General features: G+C 69.2%; 19 protein-coding genes. 8 read left to right on the top strand and 11 right to left on the bottom strand.

Translation table 11 applies throughout. The features are described 5' to 3' along the window. Window positions 1-124 precede the first annotated feature (124 nt). The 9 genes from AB1824_08515 to AB1824_08475 form a co-directional block, all read right to left on the bottom strand. Window positions 125-910: a hypothetical protein gene (locus AB1824_08515; protein MEW5765009.1), complete on the bottom strand. Its 786-nt coding sequence runs from the start codon at window positions 908-910 to the stop codon at window positions 125-127. A 134-nt stretch (window positions 911-1,044) separates the two neighbouring features. Then, entirely contained in the window at window positions 1,045-2,061 is a 1,017-nt protein-coding gene (locus AB1824_08510) for a ThiF family adenylyltransferase (protein ID MEW5765008.1), read from the bottom strand. Continuing rightward, entirely contained in the window at window positions 2,058-3,167 is a 1,110-nt protein-coding gene (gene rodA / locus AB1824_08505; GenBank protein ID MEW5765007.1) for a rod shape-determining protein RodA, read from the bottom strand. The genes AB1824_08510 and rodA overlap by 4 nt, the downstream gene beginning before the upstream one ends. A 10-nt stretch (window positions 3,168-3,177) precedes the next feature. Then, window positions 3,178-5,046, bottom strand: coding sequence for a penicillin-binding protein 2 (mrdA, locus tag AB1824_08500; GenBank protein ID MEW5765006.1), 1,869 nt, complete (start codon window positions 5,044-5,046; stop codon window positions 3,178-3,180). A gap of 2 nt (window positions 5,047-5,048) precedes the next feature. After that, the gene (gene mreD, locus AB1824_08495; protein MEW5765005.1) at window positions 5,049-5,525 is read right to left on the bottom strand and encodes a rod shape-determining protein MreD; all 477 of its coding nucleotides are present in this window, start codon (window positions 5,523-5,525) and stop codon (window positions 5,049-5,051) included. Next, window positions 5,518-6,321: a rod shape-determining protein MreC gene (mreC, locus tag AB1824_08490; GenBank protein ID MEW5765004.1), complete on the bottom strand. Its 804-nt coding sequence runs from the start codon at window positions 6,319-6,321 to the stop codon at window positions 5,518-5,520. Before mreC ends, mreD begins: the two co-directional genes overlap by 8 nt. Continuing rightward, window positions 6,321-7,352, bottom strand: a complete 1,032-nt coding sequence (locus tag AB1824_08485; protein ID MEW5765003.1) for a rod shape-determining protein — start codon at window positions 7,350-7,352, stop codon at window positions 6,321-6,323. The genes mreC and AB1824_08485 overlap by 1 nt, the downstream gene beginning before the upstream one ends. Continuing rightward, a complete protein-coding gene (locus AB1824_08480; GenBank protein ID MEW5765002.1) occupies window positions 7,353-8,429 on the bottom strand; it encodes a sensor domain-containing diguanylate cyclase in 1,077 nt (358 codons plus the stop codon). It lies immediately after the preceding gene. An 8-nt stretch (window positions 8,430-8,437) separates the two neighbouring features. Next, on the bottom strand, window positions 8,438-9,874 hold the full coding sequence (locus AB1824_08475; GenBank protein MEW5765001.1) for a hypothetical protein: 1,437 nt from the start codon (window positions 9,872-9,874) through the stop codon (window positions 8,438-8,440). 229 nt (window positions 9,875-10,103) lie between these two features. On the opposite strand from AB1824_08475, the gene AB1824_08470 reads away from it, so the two are divergent. From AB1824_08470 to AB1824_08435, 8 genes are all read left to right on the top strand, one after another. Next, window positions 10,104-10,661, top strand: coding sequence for a TlpA disulfide reductase family protein (locus tag AB1824_08470; protein ID MEW5765000.1), 558 nt, complete (start codon window positions 10,104-10,106; stop codon window positions 10,659-10,661). Between the two features lie 37 nt (window positions 10,662-10,698). Further along, a complete protein-coding gene (locus AB1824_08465) occupies window positions 10,699-11,415 on the top strand; it encodes a gamma-glutamyl-gamma-aminobutyrate hydrolase family protein (protein MEW5764999.1) in 717 nt (238 codons plus the stop codon). A 98-nt stretch (window positions 11,416-11,513) separates the two neighbouring features. Continuing rightward, window positions 11,514-13,349: an ATP-dependent DNA helicase gene (locus tag AB1824_08460; GenBank protein MEW5764998.1), complete on the top strand. Its 1,836-nt coding sequence runs from the start codon at window positions 11,514-11,516 to the stop codon at window positions 13,347-13,349. 100 nt (window positions 13,350-13,449) lie between these two features. After that, window positions 13,450-13,662, top strand: coding sequence for a ferritin family protein (locus AB1824_08455; GenBank protein MEW5764997.1), 213 nt, complete (start codon window positions 13,450-13,452; stop codon window positions 13,660-13,662). A 61-nt stretch (window positions 13,663-13,723) separates the two neighbouring features. Then, window positions 13,724-14,863, top strand: coding sequence for a cysteine desulfurase family protein (locus tag AB1824_08450; protein ID MEW5764996.1), 1,140 nt, complete (start codon window positions 13,724-13,726; stop codon window positions 14,861-14,863). Then, window positions 14,860-15,150: a (2Fe-2S) ferredoxin domain-containing protein gene (locus AB1824_08445; protein MEW5764995.1), complete on the top strand. Its 291-nt coding sequence runs from the start codon at window positions 14,860-14,862 to the stop codon at window positions 15,148-15,150. The genes AB1824_08450 and AB1824_08445 overlap by 4 nt, the downstream gene beginning before the upstream one ends. Further along, a complete protein-coding gene (locus tag AB1824_08440; protein ID MEW5764994.1) occupies window positions 15,131-16,480 on the top strand; it encodes a sigma 54-interacting transcriptional regulator in 1,350 nt (449 codons plus the stop codon). Before AB1824_08445 ends, AB1824_08440 begins: the two co-directional genes overlap by 20 nt. Before the next feature lie 67 nt (window positions 16,481-16,547). Continuing rightward, window positions 16,548-17,252 (top strand): ATP-binding protein, encoded by a 705-nt coding sequence (locus AB1824_08435; protein ID MEW5764993.1) that lies wholly within the window; start codon window positions 16,548-16,550, stop codon window positions 17,250-17,252. Between the two features lie 6 nt (window positions 17,253-17,258). On the opposite strand, the gene AB1824_08430 is transcribed toward AB1824_08435, so the two are convergent. Both AB1824_08430 and AB1824_08425 read right to left on the bottom strand, forming a co-directional pair. Beyond that, window positions 17,259-18,887: a glycosyltransferase family 39 protein gene (locus AB1824_08430; GenBank protein ID MEW5764992.1), complete on the bottom strand. Its 1,629-nt coding sequence runs from the start codon at window positions 18,885-18,887 to the stop codon at window positions 17,259-17,261. Window positions 18,888-18,950: 63 nt separating this feature from the next. After that, window positions 18,951-19,226 (bottom strand): hypothetical protein (locus AB1824_08425; protein MEW5764991.1); only part of this gene is annotated, 276 nt, incomplete at its 5' end.

Genomic DNA, 19,226 nt, shown 5'->3' with positions numbered 1-19,226 from the left:
GTGGTTCCGTTCCGGTTCCCCTCCGGAGTCCCTTTTCCCCAAATCCCAATTCCCAAATCCCAATTCCGAAATTCGAAATTCCATCCGCTCCGCCGGCGCCCCTCCTGCGGACCGGCAGTGTCGTTCAAAAGGACCAGCTCAGGCCGACCCCGGCGCAGGCCACGACGCGGCGGCCCGTGGCCTCCCTCAGGGCGCGGTCCAGAAGGAGGCCGGCCTCGGCGTGGGGGCGAAGGAGCCACCGCTCCCCGAGGGGCACCTCCCAGGCGAGGGTCACGCACCCCACGGTGAAGCCCCGGTGGTCCACCTCGTAGTAGGCCTCGTGAAAGGAGCGCGAGCCCCATCCCAAGGAAAGGGCCGCCTGGAGTTCCCCCTTCCCCGCCTCGAGGCCCTTGGCGAGGAACAGGTCCCCGTAGTGCGATCCCGGGTAGGCCTCCACGTCCCAGATCTGGTGCGTACCCAGGGCGAAGCCCCCTCCCAGGTCGAATTCCGCCTCGAAGGAAGCCTCGCCCGTGGAGGGGACGCCGAGCTGGTCGGGATACGAGAGGCGGACGTACTGGACCCTCAGGATGACGGGGCCCGCAGCGCGCTCGTAGGCCAGCGCGGCGTCCCACTCGTTGAATCGCCCCGAACCCTCGTTGGGGTCCGGGTCCCAGTTTCCCCACAGGGAAGCCGTGAAACCTCCGGCGGAAAACCAGAGGTCCCCCTGGGCCACGGCCCCACGGGAGAGCGCGAGGCCGCGCCAGAGGTAGCGAGAGGTGAGGTCCAGGTCGAGGCCCCACGAGATCCCGCCGGACTCGGAGGGCTCTGTTGCGGCCTCCCGGCTCCCTTCCGTTTCTTGCGCGCCCGCCGCCACGGCGAGCCCCGCCAAGAAGATCGCCGCGAGAGCGACGAGCGCACGCGTCCTTCGCATTCCGCCCCCCAACCCATCTTGCCACAGGGCCCCGCGGGAGGCATCGCCCGGTGGGAGGCGTCGCGCTGGGGAGACACCGCCCTGCAAAGGTGTAGCCCTGCGGGAGGCGTCGCCAGACGCCGATCTCCTGCACGCTACATCCCCAGGTACCTCGCGTAGAGGGCGCGGGCGCGGGCGGGGTCTGGGGTTTTCTGGACGAGGGCGCGGCCGTCGGCGTAGAGGGTGACGGGGTGGCCCTCCCACTCCGTCTGGATCAGATAGGGGTTGCGGAAGACGGGGCCGAAGGCCCGCAGGCGCGCTTCGAGGGAGGGCAAATCCAGGCGGGTGCCCGGGGGGGCGAGGACCATGACGCCGTCGCGGCCGCAGAGGCGGTGGGTGCGGCTCGTGCCGCGCTCCTCGAGGAAGTCGAAGGCGCGTGCGCCACAGCAGGGGCAGGCGGGCTCCCTCGGGGGGCGGACGCTCGAGAAGGAGCCGTCGAGGAGGTCGAAGCCCCGCAAGGCTGGCGCGCACAGGTCCTCTCGGCCCGCGAGGACCTTGAGGGCCTCCCCCGCCTGGAGGGCCCCTACGGCGGCGGCGGCGGGGCCGAGGACGCCCGCCGTGTCGCAGGTGGGCGCGCTTCCCGGGGCGGGCGGAGCGGGGAAGAGGCACCTCAGACACGGCGTGAGGCCGGGGCGAATGGCCAGCAGGGTGCCAAAGGTGGAGACGGCTCCGCCGTAAATCCAGGGGCGACCCGCCTCGACGGCGGCATCGTTGAGGAGGTAGCGGGTCTCGAAGTTGTCGGTGCCGTCGAGGACCACCGCCGCCCTCTGAAAGAGATCCCGCGCCCGCTCGGGCCCCAGGTCCTCGGCAAGGGCCTCCACCTCGAGATCGGGCCGGATTTCCCTCAAGGCCTGTTCGGCGGCCACGGCCTTGGGGAGCCGGGCGCGCCAATGGGCCTCGGTGAAGAGGGCCTGGCGCTGGAGGTTGCTCTCCTCCACGTGGTCGCGGTCCACGAGGATCAGCCTGCCCACGCCCGCCCTGGCCAGGAGGGCGGAGGAGGCGCAGCCGAGGGCGCCCACGCCCACCACAGCGGCGGTGGCTTTTTGGATCCGTTCCTGCCCGACCTCGCCGATCCACGGAAGGAGGGCCTGACGCGAGTACCGGCCGTTCACGGCACGAATCTCCGCATCCGCACGTTGGCCGCCAGGCCCGCGAAGAGGCTCATGCTGATCAGGAAGGACCCGCCGTAGGAGAGGAAGGGCAGGGGGAGCCCCGTGGTGGGCAGGAGCCCGAGGACCATGCCCACGTTCACGAGGAGGTGGTAGAGGATCACGGCGAAGCCGCACAGGACGAGAAACCGCCCCTCGGCGTCGCGGGCCACGCGGAGCGTCGAGAGGAACCGGGCCAGGAGGGCCAGGAAAGCCAGGAGAACGCCCACGCTGCCCACGAAGCCCGTCTCCTCGGCCACCACCCCGAAGATGAAGTCGGTGTGCGGGGCCGGAAGGAAATTGAGGCGGTTCTGGGTGCCCGAGTGGAGGCCCTTTCCCGTCAACTCCCCGGAGCCCACGGCGATGCGGGCCTGGGCCACCTGGTAGCCCGCCCCCTTGGGGTCGTGGGCGGGGTTCACGAAGGTGAGGATGCGGTCCTTCTGGTAGGGCTTGAGGAAGGTGAACCAGCCCAGGGCGAAGAGGAGGAGGACGGCGAGGACCGCCATGCCGGCCCACTTCAAGATCCGGCCGAGGGGATAGCGGCTGAAGTACAAGGCCGCGCCGGCCAGGGGGAGGAAGGTCGTGGCCGTCCCGAAGTCGGGCTGGAGGAAGGTCAGGACCGCGGGGAGGGCGATAATCCCCCAGAGAAAGGCCACCTGGCGACCCTCGATGGCCTTGTCGGGCAGGTCCTTGATGGCGTTGGCGCAGGCCAGGGCCACGGCCACCTTGGCGAACTCGGAGGGCTGAAAGCCGAAGGGCCCCAGATAGAGCCACGATTTCGACCCGGCCACCGTCCGCCCCAGGACCAGGACGAGGACCAGGGCCGCGAGGGCCGCGGCGTACAGGAGGTAGCCGTAGTCCACCCAGATCTGGTACGGAACGAGGAGGGCCAGGGCGAAGACCGCGGCGGCCAGGAGGGCGTAGACCACCTGGCGATCTCCCAGGGCGCCGTACTTCGTGGCGAAGGTGGCGGAGCGGACCATGACCGTGCCGAAGGCCAGGAGGGCCAGGTAGAGGAAGAGGGTCACCTGGTCGCCGAAGAGGAGGGATTGGCGGAGGGTCTGTCTCATGGCGGCCGCCTCACCCGGCGCCTTCCGCCCGAACGGACGCGCGGGCTTCCAGGGGCGGGGCGGTGGACGGTTCCGCGGCGGGAGCCTCCTCGCCCGGCTTCTTGCCGAAGAAGAGGTATTCGAGGCCCAGGCGCGCGATCTTGGCGCCCATGTCCCCCCCGTGGCCCCCGTGCTCCACGAGGATCACGAAGGCCACCTGGGGATTCTCACGGGGCGCGAAGCCGGCGAACCAGGCGTGGTCCCGGATGGACTTGTCGAGGAGCTTCGTGTCCACGCCGGCGCTGGCCGCCACCACCTGGGCCGTACCGGTCTTGGCGCAGACGGCCAGCCCGGGGATGTTGCAGGCCCTGCCGGTCCCGCTCGTGACCACGCGCTGGAGGCCCTCCTTGAGGACCTCCAGGGAGGAGGCCGATACGTCCACGGAGCTGAGGAGCCTGGGCTCTCCCTGGAGGAGCCGGGGCTGGTAGCGCTTCCCGCCGGTGGCGAGGGTCGAATAGAAGCTGAGGAGCTGGAGGGGGGTCACCGTGAGGTAGCCCTGCCCGATACTCACCGAGAGGGTCTCCCCCGGGTACCACGGGCCCAAGCCCCGGGCCCGCTTCCACTCGTCCGAGGGAAGGGTGCCCGCCATTTCGGAGGGCAGATCCACGCCGGTCTTCTGGCCGAGGCCGAAGAGGGCCCCCCAACGGGCGATGCGCTCGATGCCCACGCGGTCCCCGGCTCGGTAGAAGAAGACGTTGCAGGAGTTCTGGATGGCCGTCAGGGGGTCCACCCCGCCGTGGCCGCCGCGGGCCCAGCAGTGGAAGACGTGGCCCCCGAACTCCCAAGCCCCGGGGCAGTAGAAGGTCGTCCCGGGCGTCAGGAGCCCCTCCTCCATCCCCACGAGGGCCACAAAGGGTTTGAAAGTGGAGCCCGCCGGGTAGGCCCCCTGAATGGGGCGGTTGAGGAGGGGGTGCCGGGGGTCCTCCGAGAGGGCCTGCCAGTCCTTGGGCGAGATGGTGTGAGAGAAGAGGTTCGGGTCGTAGTCGGGGACGCTGACCCAGGCGAGGATTTCGCCCGTGTTGGGGTTCATGAAGACGGCGGCCCCGGTCTCCTCCCCGAAGGCCGAGGTCAGGATCTGTTGGAGTTCCACGTCGAGGTTGAGGCGGATGTTCCGGCCGGGGACGGGCTCGCGCTGAACGCCGACCCCCGGGAGCCTCAGGCGCGGGTCCTCCACCTCCCTCCCCATGGCGTTGACCTGGGCGGTCCTCTTGCCGTTCTCGCCCATGAGCAGGGCGTTGGCGGCCTTCTCCACGCCCGCCTTGCCCACTTCGATGAAGGGATCCAGTTCCCGGATGCGGAGGGTCTCGGCCTCTTTTTCCGAGAGGAGCCCGACGTAGCCGATGGCGTGGCTGCCCAGGGAGCCGTAGGGGTACTCCCGCCTCAGCTCCATCTCGATGCGGAGCATCTTGAGCTCGTCCTGGTGAACCTCCACCTTCTGGACCCAGGCGGGGGGCACGTCCCGGGCCAGGACGGCGAGGCTTGGAACGGCGCTGCGCTTCCTGGCCGCCTGGACCTCCTCCATGGTCATGGAGAGGCCCAGGATCCGGTTCATGGAGGCCACGGTCCGCTCCAGAGAGCCCTCCTTGGCCGTGTCCAGGACGAGAGAGAAGGAGATGCGGTTCCGGCACAGGACCTTGCCGTTCCGATCCGCGATGACCCCGCGGGGGCTCCGCAGGACGATGGTCCGGGTGTAGTTGTTCTCGGAGAGGGTCCGGTAGAAGCTGCCCTCCATCACCTGGAGGAGGAAGAGCCGGGAGGCGAAGAGGACGAAGACCGCCGCCGCCACGAACTGGAGGAAGAGGACCTTGGGTTCGAAGGTGGGGTCGTCGGTGCGGTCCACGGCTACTCCCGGGGGTAGAGCCGGCGTGCGGCGGCCTCGAGGCCCGCGGCCAGGAGCCCCGTCAGAAGGCTTCCCGCTGCCGTGTACACCCACAGCGAGGAGGGCAGCGGAAGGCCGAGAAGGAGGTACAGCAAGACCACCGCCGCCGAGTCCAGAACATACGCCCCGACCGCGAAAAAGAAAAGGGGGAGGATGCCCTGGATCACGACTCTGGAGCCGATCCATCCGAGGAGGTAGCCGATGAGGGTGAAGGCGGCGCCGTGGAAGCCCAGATGGGGCATGGTGTAGGCGTCGCTCAGCGTCCCCAGCGCGGCTCCCCACAGGGTGCCGGGAACCTTCCCCTGGCGCAGTCCGAGGACCGTGAGGAGGGCCAGGAAGGGGTTGGCGATGGTGAGGTCCCCGCTGGCCAGCGGGAGGAGGGCTTGCAGGCCCACGGCGAGGGCCAGCAGGACCAGCGGCGCAACGAGACGGCTACGCACGGCGCCTCAGAACCAGGACCCAGGCCAGGTCCCTGAGGTCGGCGGAGGGGTCCAGCCGGACGCGTTTGAGGTAATCGCCGCCGTCGGCTACCTCGGACGTCGTGCCCACGCGGAGGCCGGGCGGGAAGATCCCGTCCTCCCCGGAGGTGACGAAGACATCGCCCACTTGCACGTCGGCCTCGTTGGAAACGTAGCGGACCGCCAGGTGGTCGCCGCTCCCCACGGCCACGCCCCGGGCTCCCGTGCGCTCGGAGCAGACGCCCAGGGCGCTGCTCGGGTCCGTCACGGCCAGGACCCGGTACAGGTCTCCCGCGCGCCCGCGCACCCGGCCCACCACACCCCGGCTGGAGATTACGGGCGTGTCGTCGGAAAGCGGCGAGGCGCAGGAGACGAGAAGGTACCTCCCGAAAGGGGCCCCGAACCGGGTCAGGGCCCGCCCCCCGATCACTTCCAGGCCCTCGGGCCGGGGGGCCTTGAGGAGGTTCCTCAGCTCGAGGTTCTCCTTGGCCAGGTTCTGGGCCAGGAGAAGCTGGGTGCGCAGGACGCGGTTCTCGGCCTCCAGGCGTTCGGCGCGGAGGGCGGCGTCGCGCTGGAGGACGTAGGCCCGCGCGCCCTCCCGCGTGAACCGGGAGGCGGCATCGAAGGCCGTGAGGAAGGGGCTGAAGGCCACCATCGCCGCGTCCTTGAAGAGGGTGCGCTCCCCTCGACGGACCTGGAGGGTCAACCCCGCCACGAAGCCGGCCACCAGCAGGAGCATCAGCGCGACGGGCCGGCGAGCGAGGGGCGGAGAGGCCATCAGTCGAGGGCGACCCGCTTGAGGAGGTCGAAGTCGTCCAGCATCTTGCCGGCGCCGAGGACCACCGAGGAGAGGGGGTCGTCCGCGATGAGGACGGGGAGGCCCGTCTCCTCGCGCAGGCGCTTGTCGAGGTTCCGCAGAAGGGCCCCGCCGCCCGTGAGGACGATACCCCGGTCCACGATGTCCGCGGCCAGTTCGGGGGGGGTCTGCTCCAGGGCCTGCTTCACCGCGTCGATGATGATCGAGACGGTCTCCGACAGGGCCTCGCGAATCTCCTCGGTGGCGATGGCGAGGGTCTTGGGGATTCCGTCCACGAGGTCGCGGCCCTTGACCTCCATGGTCTCCTCCTTGTCGAGCGGGTAGGCCGATCCGATGCGGATCTTGATTTCCTCGGAGGTCCGCTCGCCGATGAGGAGGTTGTACTTCTTCTTGATGTACTGGACGATGGCCTCGTCCATCTCGTTGCCCGCAACCCGCACCGTGCGCGAGTAGACGATGCCCGCCATGGAGATGACCGCCACGTCCGTTGTCCCTCCGCCGATGTCCACGATGAGGTTTCCGGTGGGCTCGGTGATGGGCATTCCGGCTCCGATGGCGGCGGCCATGGGCTCCTCCACCATGGCCACGTAGGATGCCTTGGCCCGGTAGGCCGAGTCGCGCACGGCGCGCTTTTCAACCTGGGTGATCTGGCTCGGGATGCAGATCACGATGCGGGGTCGGACGATGACCTTACGGTTGTGGGCCTTCTTGATGAAATAATCGAGCATGCGCTCGGTGTGCTCGAAATCGGCGATGACGCCGTCTTTCATGGGCTTGATGGCCAGGATATTTCCGGGGGTGCGCCCGAGCATCTCCTTCGCCTCGGTTCCCACGGCTTCCACTTTGCCGGTCTTCTGGTTCACGGCCACGATGGAGGGCTCCTGGACGACGATCCCCTTGCCCTTGACGTAGACCAGGGTGTAGGCCGTTCCCAGGTCGATGGCGAGATCGTTGGAGAGGAAAGAGAAGGGCGACCGAAGACTGAATGGCATTCACGGCTCCTGACTGTAGATCGCGCACCGGTTCTTGGTGGATTCCTTGACCTTGTACATGGCCTGGTCGGCCCGCTGGATGAGCAGTTCCGGCGTCTCGCCGTGGGCCGGGAAGCACGAGATGCCGAAGGAGGCGGAAAGGGTGAAATCGAAGCCGGGGTTGGACCCGTAGTCGTGGGACAGGATGGCCTCCCGCAGGCGCTCGGCCACGAGGAGGGCTCCCTCGGCGTCGGTGTTGGGAAGGACGATGGTGAACTCGTCCCCTCCATAGCGGGCCACCACGTCGACGTTGCGCACCCCGTGCCTCAGGATCTCACCCACGATCCGCAGGGTCTCGCTGCCCACCAGGTGCCCGAAGCGGTCGTTGACCTGCTTGAAACCGTCCAGGTCGAGGAAAAGCACCGCCACGGGGTACCGGTAGCGCCGCCCCCGGGTGATTTCCACCTCGAGGGCCTGCCGGAGGTGGCGCGAGTTGTAGAGCTGGGTGAGGTCGTCCACGAGGGAGAGCTGGCGCACCTTCTGGAACAGGAACGCGTTCTCGAGGGCCACGGCCACCGGCTCGGCGAAGAGGAGCACGGTTTCCAGGTCCTGCTCCTCGAAGCTCTGGCCGCCGGCCTTGTTCATCACCTCGAGAACGCCGAGGGTGCGTCCGCGGCTCCGGAGCGGGACGCAGAGGACGGAGCGGGTCGTGAACCCCGTGAGCTTGTCCAGCTCCGGATTGAAGAGGGGGCTGGCCTTCACGTCGTTCAGGAGTATGGGCCGTCCAGTGGCGGCCACTTCCCCGGCGATGCCCTCCCCCACGCGGACCTTCAGCTCCTTGAGCCCCTGGGCCTTCGCGCCGAGGGCCTCCTTGAAGACGAGGTGCTCTCCCGTCTCGTCCACCAGGAGCAGGCTCCACGCCTCGGAGCGGACCAGGAGCTGGATGCGCTCCATAATGTAGGAGATGAGGGCCTCGGGCTCCAGCATGGAGTTGGCGGTCCTCACCACCTCCGCCAGGAGGCGCAGTTGCTCCGACTTCAGGCGGTAGGCCTTCTCGAGCGCCTCGTTGCGCAGGCCGAGGGGGGTGCGGGGAGGCATGGTCCTCTTCAGTAGGCCACGGACTGGAACTGCTTGCGCCAGAACTTCTCGTTGCCTTCGTCGTCGAAGGCGCGGACCTGGACCGACTGGGTGCCCACGTCCGAGAAGAGGAAGATCTTGCTGAAGGAGCCGTCGGCGTTGACGGGGATCTCCAGGTCGTTCACCGAGACCGAGACGCCCGGATCGGTGGAGCCCTGCAGGATGACCCCGTCTCCGATGGCCGTCGCGTCGACGATCAGCTTGAGGTCCCGTTGGATCTTCGGCCTCTGGTAGATTTGAAGGAGGCGGAAGCGGTAGATCGGGGACCAGTAGGTCTTGGAGGCCTCTCCCTCGGACTTCACTCGCCAGAAGTAGGTCCCCGCCGGGAGCCCTTCGACGGTGAGGCGGTTCTCCCGGATCACCTGTTCGGGAGTCAGGAGGGAGGAAAAGAGAGGGCGGGCGGAGATCTGGAACCGAACGGGTCCGCCGCTCCCGCCCTTCCACTGGAAGGTCAGGGGCGTGCGGGCGGGGTCCTCCACCCGCAGGATCTGCTGGTCCTTCGGGTATTCGGCCACGGGCGGGGCGACCAGGGCTTCGGTGGTGGCCGCGCCCGAGGCGGTGGTGAGGACCGACACGCCGGTGAGCCCGGCGTCCACGCGCTGGGACCTGCCTCCCGCCTCGATCTGCGATGACCCGCTGAAGATCGACGTGGCCACGTCCCCCGTGGGCAGCTGGGCCACCGCCACGCGGGAGGCCGGAGCCGGGCGGACCCGGGTGGAATCCGTGGCGATGATGCTCTCGTCGCGGGGCGTCATGGTCTCCGGAGTCTGCGTTTCGACGAAGCCCTGCTTGAGGGCGACTTCCACGCGGCTGGCGCCGTCCGGGGAGGAGGACAGGGCCTGGATGACCACCAGGGAGTCGGGGGCGATGATCTGGAACTGCCCGTTGTGGTACTTGATCTTGGCGTAACTGCCCTGGCTCGTCCGGACGATGTCGCCGTCCTCCAGGATCATCTGCTCCTTCGCGCCGGAAAAAAGGTGCTGACCCGTGCGCTTGATTTCCACGCTCCCCTCCATGTCCACGAGGGTCGCGAACTTCTGGGAGGCGGGGGAGGTGCCCTGGAGGTCCTTCAGGGTCTCGATCACGTCGGTGGCGATCTGGCGGGCCTTGGGGTAGCGGCCGGCCCCGTACTCCGCGCGGCTCTGGGCGAGCATGGTCCGGGACTGGTTGACGGTGGGCCTCAGGGCCGGATCGAGGCCGGGGTTGTCGAGGCCGTCCACGAGCTTCTGAGCCCTGCTGATGGCCCGCTCGGCCTGCACTTGAGGGTTCCCGCGCCAGCGCATGAACAGGAATCCGCCTCCCCCGACGATCACGAGCAGGACCAGGATGGCGATCAGCGCGACGATGTCCTTGTACTTGATCGTGATCCAGTCCAGATCCCTCAACCGCGTCACGGCCATGGTCATGCCCCTCTCTTGGCCCACAATCATAATCCAGTGGCGTGCAAGGGGTAAAGGGCCGAAGGGATGCGGCCGAATCCGGCGTCCTCCATGGAGCATGGGGCGGGAAGGGGGGGACGATGGGGCAAGATTCGGGAAAAGGTCCTGTTTCTCATCGATTCGCCCGTCAAAAAGCCGCCCAGGGCTTGCCTCGATGAGGCAGGGACTTTAGAATCGCCGTCCAAGGAGGTCCGGAATGGCCGCAACCCAGCCCGCCCAGGGGTCTCTCAAGCCCTTCTTCGTCGTCGTGGGCCTCGCCGTCGCGCTTCTCGTCGTGTATGTGTTGCGTTCGGGGAAGCCCGGCGCCCCTGCGGAGGCGTCCGCGGACCGGGGACCCGTGGTAACCGTTCCCATCCTCGAGCCCGCCTCCGCCGGTCCCCCCCTCCTCCCCGCGGCCGTCCAGGGAAAGGTGGTGGTTCTTCACTTCTGGGCCACCTGGTGTCCGCCGTGCCGGGCCGAGTTCCCCGAATTCGCCCAGTACGCCCGCGACTCCTCGAACCGGGGGGGCTACCGGGTGGTCGCCATCTCTCTGGATCAGACCCCCGATCCCGTCGGTCCGTTCCTCGACGAGGCCGGCGGGGGCTTTCCCGTGTACATGGACTCCGCGGGCCTGGCGGGGGAACTCGAGGTGACCGCCATTCCCACGACGGTGGTCCTGGACAAGAAGGGGCGGGTGGCGTACCGCGCCCAGGGCGCCGCCAACTGGAAGCCGGGCGGGGTGCCCGCCGTGGTGGAGAACCTGGTCCGGGAATGAGGAGCCGCCCGGTAGCGGGGCGGAGGGAGTCGGAGCGATGCGGCGTGTCGGGCTCACGGCGGACTGGGAGGCCGGACCCTCGGACCTTCGCCTCGTGCTGAACCGGGCCTATGCCGGGTGGCTGCGGGAGGCGGGTCTCCACCCCGTCGTCCTGCCCAGCCTGCCGGGCGACGAAGCGGGATCGCTCGAAGGCCTTTCGGGTCTGGTGCTGACGGGAGGAGGGGACATTCCCCCCGCGCTCTACGGGGGCGACCCGGAACCCGCGCCGGAGGAGCGATATTCCCACCCCGACCGATCGGCCTTCGAGTTCGCCCTCGTCTGGAGGGCGGTCCGGATGGGCCTGCCCCTGCTGGGCATCTGCCTGGGGTGCCAGACGCTCAACGTGGCCCTGGGGGGTTCGCTGGTGCGCCACCTGGAGGACCCCGAACGGTGGCACCGCCGGAAGGCCCCCGATGCCCCCTCGCCTCGGCACCGGCTCCACACCCGGCCCGGGAGCCTCATTCACTCCCTCTACCGCACGAGGGACGTGCGGGTGCTCTCCTCCCACCACCAGGCCATCGGGCTCCTTGCCGAAGGCTTCGAGGCCACGGCGTGGGGGCCCGGCGGCGTGGTGGAGGCCATCGAAAGCGCCGCGCGGCCGAATGTCCTGGGCGTCCAGTGGCACCCGGAGCGTACTCCGCGGTCGCTCTTCTCACGTTCCATCGCCCGGTGGTTCCGCGACCGAGCCGAGGCCTGGGCGTCGGGTCGGCGGTGAGGCGGCCCCCCCCGGGCCCGTCCATAAAGACCCTCCTCGGGCCCGACGGCCCGCTCTCCCGGGAGACCTTTTACGAGTTTCGGCCGGGGCAGGTCCGGATGGCCGAGTCGGTGGCCGAGACCCTACGTCTGGGGGGGGTTCTCCTGGCCGAGGCGGGCACGGGTACGGGCAAGAGCCTGGCCTACCTTCTGCCCGCCCTCCTCCAGAACCGGCGCGTCGTGGTCTCCACCCGGACCAAGGCCCTGCAGGAACAGCTCGCGCGGAAGGACGTCCCTCTCTGCGAGCGGCTCCTGGGGCGCGCCGTCCGCGCCGTGGTCGTGAAGGGCCGCGCCAACTACCTCTGCCGGCACTATTACGAGCGCTTTTTGAAGGAGCCCCTTCTGAAGTCCCAGAAGGAGGCGCGCCTCTTCGGGCGCTTCAAACGATGGGCGTCGGAAACCTCGACGGGCGACAAGGCGGAATGGGAAGGGATTCCGGAAGATCTCCCCCTCTGGGCCGACGTGAACGCCCGCGGGGAGCGCTGCCTGGGCTCCAAGTGCCCCCTCTACGCCGAGTGTTTCGTGGTTCTCCTCCGGCGCGAGGCGGAAGCCGCCGAACTCGTCGTGACCAACCACCACCTCCTCTTCGCCGATCTCGCCCTCAAGGGCCGGTGGGACACGGCGGCCCTTCCCGAGTACCGCCACCTCGTCCTGGACGAGGCCCACGAGGCCGAGGACGCGGCCACCAGCTTTTTCGGGGTGGCCGCCAGCCGCCGCATGCTGGAGGAGTGGATCCGGGACGCCGCGCCCGCGGCGGCTTCGGACCCGAGCGGCGCGGCCTCCCAGCGGCTCGCCGAGGCCGCCCAGGCCGCCCGGCTTTTCTTCGGGGCCTTCGAGGGACCCGAAAGGAGGGAGGAGGTCCGCCCCGGGGAATGGTCTCCGCGGGAGGCCTCCATGCTGGCCCGCCTGGGAGCGGTCCTGGACGCGGCGGCCCTCGCCCTCGACGGTGTCCCCGATCCGTCGGGCGAGGCGGAGGGCCTTCTCCTGCGCCTGGAGGCCTGGCGGGAGGCCCTCGATTTCGTGGTCCGAACGGGCGACGAGGAGCACGTCCGATGGCTGGAGGTGACGCCCCGAAACGTCACTTTCGGCGCCAGCCCCATCGAGGTGGGCCCCATCCTGAGAGGGCACCTTTTTTCGCGATTGGACGCTGCGGTCCTCACCTCGGCGACCCTGACCGTCGGGGGCGAATTCCGGTACCTGCGGGATCGGCTCGGCCTGCCGGAGGAGAGCCAGGAGCTGCGCCTGCCCAGCCCCTTCGACTTCGAGAGCCAGGGGCTCCTCTACGTCCCGGCCTCCTTTCCGGCGCCCAATTCCGAGGAGTTCGCGGGGGAGCTCAAGGGGGCTGTGCGGCGCCTGATCGGGTACTCGGGGGGCCGCGCCTTCGTCCTCTGCACCTCCCTTCGGGCCATGCGGGCCCTCGCGGAGGATCTCGAGGACCTGGACCATCCGGTTCTGGTCCAGGGCGACGAACCCAAGGGCGTGCTCCTGGACCGTTTCAGGGAGGCGGGCGACGCGGTGCTCGTGGCGACCTCGTCCTTCTGGCAGGGGGTGGACGTGCAGGGGGAAGCCCTCTCCCTGGTGATCCTCGACAAGCTCCCCTTCGCCGTGCCCACGGACCCGCTGGTCCGGGCCCGGGTGGAAAACCTGAGAAGGAAGGGACGCGAGCCCTTTCTCGAGTACCAGGTTCCGACGGCGGCCATCCTCCTCCAGCAGGGGGCGGGCCGGCTGATCCGGTCCAGGCGCGACCGGGGAGTGGTGGCGTGCTTCGACGTCCGACTGCGAACGAAGGCCTACGGGAGGATCCTCCTGAAGTCTCTCCCTCCGTTTCGGGTGACGGGGCGGGAGGAGGACGTGGCGGATTTCTTTCGAGCCGGCCCGGGTGGGGGTGGACCTTGATCCGCTCGCCCGCGGGCGGGCACGGGGGACCGGCGGGGCGTTGCCCCCCGCGCGGCAGGGCCTGTACAATGGACCATCTCTCGTGAGAAAGGGACCGACCATGCCGACGATCGATCCGAACCTTCTGCCCGTGGACATCCTGCGAATGGCCCTGGAGCGCGAGAAAGAGGCTTACGCCTTTTACACCGAAGCCGCGGGGCTCGTGAAGATCCCCGCCACGCGCGACGCGCTCCTGGAGATGGCCGACGAGGAGAAGCACCACATCCAGAAGATCGAAGAGGTTCTCGACCGCTACTTCTACCAGGACAACTGAGGGTCCGAGGCGCCGGGGACCCTCTCCCGGACCGCCCCGACGGACCGCGGGGCCTGAACCGATGCGTCTTCCCGACGGACGAATCTACCTGGACTGCAACGCCACGACCCCATTGGATCCGGTGGTGGGTCAGGTTCTGTCGCGGACCCAGGCCTCCCTCTTCGGCAACCCCTCCAGCCCCTACACCGAGGGCCGGGCCGCGCGCGAGGCCCTGGAGGCGGCGCGGGGGGATGTGGCCTCCTTGGTCGGTTGCCGCCCGGACGAGGTGGTCTTCACCAGCTCGGGCACCGAGGCCAACCACCTCGCTCTCCGTTCGGCGGCCCGGAGCCGGCCCGGCCGGAGGCGGGTGATCCTCTCGGCCGTCGAGCACCCGTCCGTGCTCGGTCAGTGGGACGCCCTCGAGGCCCTTGGCGCGGTGGTGGAAGAGGTTCCCGTGGACGGACGGGGCGTGCTCGACCTCGAGTCCCTGGAAGGGTCCATGGGCGCGGACGTGGCCTGTGTGTCGGTCATGCAGGCGCACAATGAGACCGGCGTCCTCCAGCCCCTCGATTCGGTGGGCGCCCTCTGCCGGCGGTGGGGCGCCCTCTTCCACACGGACGCCGTCCAGGCGGCGGGGAAAGTACCCCTGAGGTGGGCCCAGGCCCTGCCCGACTACCTCGTCGTGGCGGCCCACAAGTTCTACGGTCCAAAAGGGATCGCAGTCCTGGCGGTGCGGTCCGGGGCGCCTGTCGAGCCAATGCTCGCAGGAGGCGGGCAGGAGCGGGGGCGGCGCGCCTCCACCGAAGCCGTGCCTCTGGCCGCTGCCATGGGGACCGCCTGCCGTCTCGCCTCGGAAGGCCTCGCCCGGTGGCCCGCCGTGGAACGCCTGCGGGATTCCCTCGAAGAGCGCCTGCGGTCGGCCCACGGCGCGCGCGTGTTCGGAGAGGATGCCCCGCGCCTCCCGAACACCTCCCTCGTGAGCCTGCCCGGTGTGGACGCCTCGGCCCTCGTCCGCGCCCTGGATGAAAAGGGGGTGGCCGTGGCCACCGGCTCGGCCTGTCACAGCGGCGGATCGGGCCTGCCGAGGGTGCTCGCCCGCATGGGGATACCGGAGCGGTGCGCCGGCACCGTCCTGCGGATCAGCCTCGGGCGCGGCACGACGGCCGGGGATTCGGCGGCCTTCGCCGCTGCCCTCCGCGCCGCACTGGGGGTAGGGTCATGAGCGAAGAGGTGGATCCGCGCGACCGGATCTACGTGCTGGTGTGCAAGGGGGACTCCTGCTCCAAGAGGGGGAACCCCGAACGCGTCCGCGTGGCGCTCAAGCAGGCGGTGAGGGATCTCCCCGCCAAATCGGTGAAAGTCTCGTACGTCTCCTGTCTGGGCATGTGCGGAGAGGGCCCCAACGTCCTTGTCTGCCGCGGGGATACGGCGTACCATCGTTGCAACGGGAACGAGGCCTCCCGGATCGTGGAACTAGTGAGGGGGAAACTTGGAAAAGCTGATCCCTGATCCCAACGCTCGGCGCATCCTGGACGCCATGAACGACGGGGTCATCGTCACGAACGTGGAGCGGAAGGTGGTCTTCATCAACGAGGCGGCCCGAAGTCTCCTCGGGGTGAAGGAGGGGGACGCCCTCGACCAGCGGTGCAAGAGCATCACCCACTCTTCCGAATGCGAATACTCCTGCCCCATGACGCGGGCGCTCCAGCAGGACAGCGACCTCTCGGGGCTCTCGATGTTCTACCGGGGCCGGAACGGGCAGGTGCTCAACTGCCGGACCAGCGTGATCCTCCTGAGGGACGCCGCGGGCAAGGTGGTGGGCGGCGTGGAGATCTTCACCGACACGACGCAGGTGGTCCGGCTGCAGGAACAGGCGGAGGAGCGTTTCTCCTTCTCCAACATCGTGGGCGCCAACGCGGCCATGCAGGAGGTCTTCGACCTCATTCGCATGGTGGCCGAAACCGACTCCACGGTCCTGATCACCGGCGAGAGCGGGACGGGAAAGGAGCTGGTGGCCAGCGCCATCCATTTCCACTCGCTGAGAAAGAACCGCTCCTTCGTGAAGGTGAATTGCGCGGCCCTCAACGAGGGGGTCCTGGAGAGCGAACTCTTCGGGCATGTCCGCGGCGCCTTCACGGGGGCCGTCGCCGACAAGATGGGCCGGTTCGAGATGGCCCACGGGGGCACTCTGTTCCTGGACGAGATCGGCGAGATTCCGCCCTCGACGCAGGTGAAACTGCTCCGGGTCCTCCAGGAGGGGGAAATGGAGCGCGTTGGCTCCTCGAAAACCGTCAAGATCGACGCCCGGGTGATCGCCGCCACGAACAGGGACCTGGCCGTCTCCATGCAGGAGGGCGGGTTCCGGCAGGACCTCTTCTACCGGCTCAACGTGTTCCGCATCCACCTTCCGGCGCTGAGGGAAAGAAAGGACGACATCCCGCTCCTCGTGGACCACTTCATGCGGAAAATCGCCGCCAAGATGCCCCAGAAGCGCATCGAGGGCGTGGAGGAGGAGGTTCTCGCGCGCCTGCTCGAGTACGATTTCCCCGGCAACATCCGCGAGCTCGAAAACCTCATCGAACACGCCGCCATCCGGTGCCGGGACGGCATCATCCGGAGCCGGGACCTTCCCCTCCCGACGGCTCCTCCCGAGGAGGCCCCTGCCCTGCTCTACCAGATTCACTCTCCGCTGGAGACGGTGGAGCGGGATCTGATCCTCAAATTGCTCGAGGCCAACGGGTGGAAGATCAACCGCACCGCCGAGAGGCTGGGCATCAGCCGCGTCACGCTCTGGCGGAAGATGAAGGAGTACGGGATCCAGAAGCGCGAGGGCTCCTGATGCGCCGTTTCCCCTTCGCCCCCACGCCCGGGCAGGGGAGATGCCCCGTCCCCCGGAGGAATGCGCCATGACGCCGAGAGCCTGCCCCTCCTGCCACGGGACGGGCTACGTGGTCCAGGAGATGAAGGGACGCCTGGTGGCGGCGTCCTGCTCGTGCCGCAACGCCGACCGCATCTCCCGCCTCGTGGGCCGGGCCGGCATCCCTCAGCGCTATCGCAACGCGTGCGTCTTCGAGACCTTCCGGCCCCGAAACGCCTCCCAGGAAAAGGCCCTGCTCCTGGCCCGGAAATACGCCGAGGATTTTCCCGCCTTCCCGAGGGACCGGCCGTCGGGGCTCCTCTTCATGGGGCCGTGCGGCGTGGGCAAGACCCATCTGGCCGTCTCCATTCTCCAGGAACTCCTTCTGAGGAAAGGGATCCCCGTCCTGTTCGCCGACCTCAACGAACTCTATCGGGAGATCTGGGCCTCCTACGGGCGCAGGGAGCCGGGGGAGACGGAGTACGACATCCTCGCGCCCCTGGTGGAGGCGCCCCTACTCCTCATCGACGAACTGGGTTGCCGGGATTCGGTCTGGGCCCAGGACACGCTCCTCTATCTGGTGAGCCAGCGCCACAGCGAACTGCGCCCCACCCTCTGCACCACCAACTACCTCGACGCGCCCGCCGCCGGAGAGGCCTCCCTCGAGTCCCGCATCGGAGTCCGCGCCCGCTCCCGGCTGCTCGAAATGTGCCTCACGGTCCCCATGGACGGCCCCGACCACCGGAAAAGGTAGGGGCGGTCACCGGGCCGTGCGGCCCTCGGCCAGCCTCCCGGCGACGGAGGGCGAGGCCCAGAGGCTGTGACGCCCCTCCCGCAGGACGAACACGAGTCCGGGAACGTCGTCGTGCAGGGTCTTCTCGGCGTCCCCGTCGGCCACGACCCACAGCCGGGGGTGGGCGGCCAGATACTCCCTCAAGTGCTCGGGGTCCTGCAGGATGTGATCGGGCCGGTCGGCCACGAACTTCTTCCGCAGGAAGTTGTTGTCGTAAGCCGCCACCTTGTCCCGCGCGTAGAAGGGGATCGAGAAGAGGGTCACGCGGTATTCGAGGATGGCCTCCCCGGGCGCCCGAAGGTCCCGAAGGGTGACCCCGATGCGCTCCGCGGTCTTGATGCGGTCCTCGAGGTCCACGGCGGCGTGGGGCACGGCCGCCTGGATGCTGAACAGGGCCGCGAGCACGCCCGCGAAGGCCCAACGGGTCCGGCCTGCGGCTCCCAGGAGGCTCCCCGCGATTCCGCAGGCCGCCGAAAGACCGAAGAGGCCTAGGGTGGCGGATCCCAGGCCCGAGGGCGCCTCCCGGAACCCGAGCGCCGCGAGCCCAGCCGCCGCGCCCCCGGCGAGCAAGGGCATGACGACCCACGGCAGGCGGGACCATCGTCCGGCCGGATCCTCCTTCAGGAGGGACGCGGCGATCAGGGCCCACGCCGGAAAGGACGGGAGGATGTAGGTGGGCAGTTTGGAAGGGAAGAGCGACCAGACGAGGAGGGGGACGACGGCCCAGAGAAGCCACAGGCGGAACGCCGGTTGGCCCAGCCTCCGCCATCGGAAGGCGGGCAGGCTCCACCAGGGGAGAAAGCCGCCCAGGAGGACGGGGATGTAGTAGTACCAGGGACCCGGGTGGAAGCGCTTGGCCGACACGGCCGCTTCGGCCGCCTCGCGTCCGGCCATATAGGCCAGGAGGCCCGGGTGGCGGAGGCCGACGGCCACGAACCACGGAAGGGCCACGGCGACGAAGACAAGCCAGAGCCTCGGGTCGGCGAAGGGCCGCAGGCACCGCCCCCGGTCCTTCCAGAGCCCGTATGGGACCAGCACGCAGGCCCAGATGAGGAAGGCCACGGGGCCCTTGGTCAAGAAGGCGGCTCCCGCCACCAGGCCGAAAACCCAGGCGAAGGCCTTCGGGGAGAGCCTCCCGCCCTCCAGGCGCGCCCACAGGAAGAACCCCGCGGTGGTCCAAAGGGTCAGGTACATGTCGGTGGTCAGGACCTTGCCCATGAAAAAGAAAAGGAGCGAGGAGGCCAGCACGGCGGCCGCCTCGAAGCCCGTTCCCTCTCCCTCCTTCTCCCTCAGGAGCCCCGCCGTGAGGACGAGAACCCACAGGGCCGCGATGGACAGGAAGAACCGCGCGCCGAACGCCGTCTCCCCGAAGAGGGCGTACCCCATCGTGGTGATCCAGTAGGTCAGGGGCGGCTTGGTGAAGTGGTACACGTAGTCCACTTGGGGAGAGAGAAAGTCCCCCGTGGCCGCCATCTCGCGGGCCACCTCGGCGTAGCGAGCCTCGGAGGACTCGAATAGCCCCACCCACCAGTTGCCGTAAAGAAGGACCGCCCAAGCGAACAAGAGCAGGGCGGGCAGAGCCCACGTGCGTTTCATGCGGACGCGCTCCCCGGATAGCCCCTCATCCTACCACCCGGCTGCGGGGGCGGCCAGAAGGCCTCACCGCGCCCAGGCCGCAAGGGCCAGGAAGAGGAGCGCCAGCGCCGCGGCCGAGCCGGGAAGCCCCAGGATGGGAAGAAGGAGAAGGCCTCCCAGGAGGGCGCCCGTGAAGCCCCCGGCCACGTCCGCCGCGTAGAGGCCGGCCCCGCGCGCCTCTCCGGCCAGCGAGAGGGCCGAGGGGTAGAGCGCGCCCGTCAAGGACCCGCAGGCGAGGAGGAGCAGGCTGGAAAGAGGGAGCCCCGGCGCTTGGCCGAAGGAGAACAGGGCCGAGGCCCC

It is taken from the genome of Acidobacteriota bacterium (assembly GCA_040752915.1).
Taxonomy (GTDB): domain Bacteria; phylum Acidobacteriota; class UBA4820; order UBA4820; family DSQY01; genus JBFLVU01.
The sequence above is the reverse complement of the archived record's forward strand: the minus strand, read 5'-3'. Positions and strand labels throughout refer to the sequence as shown.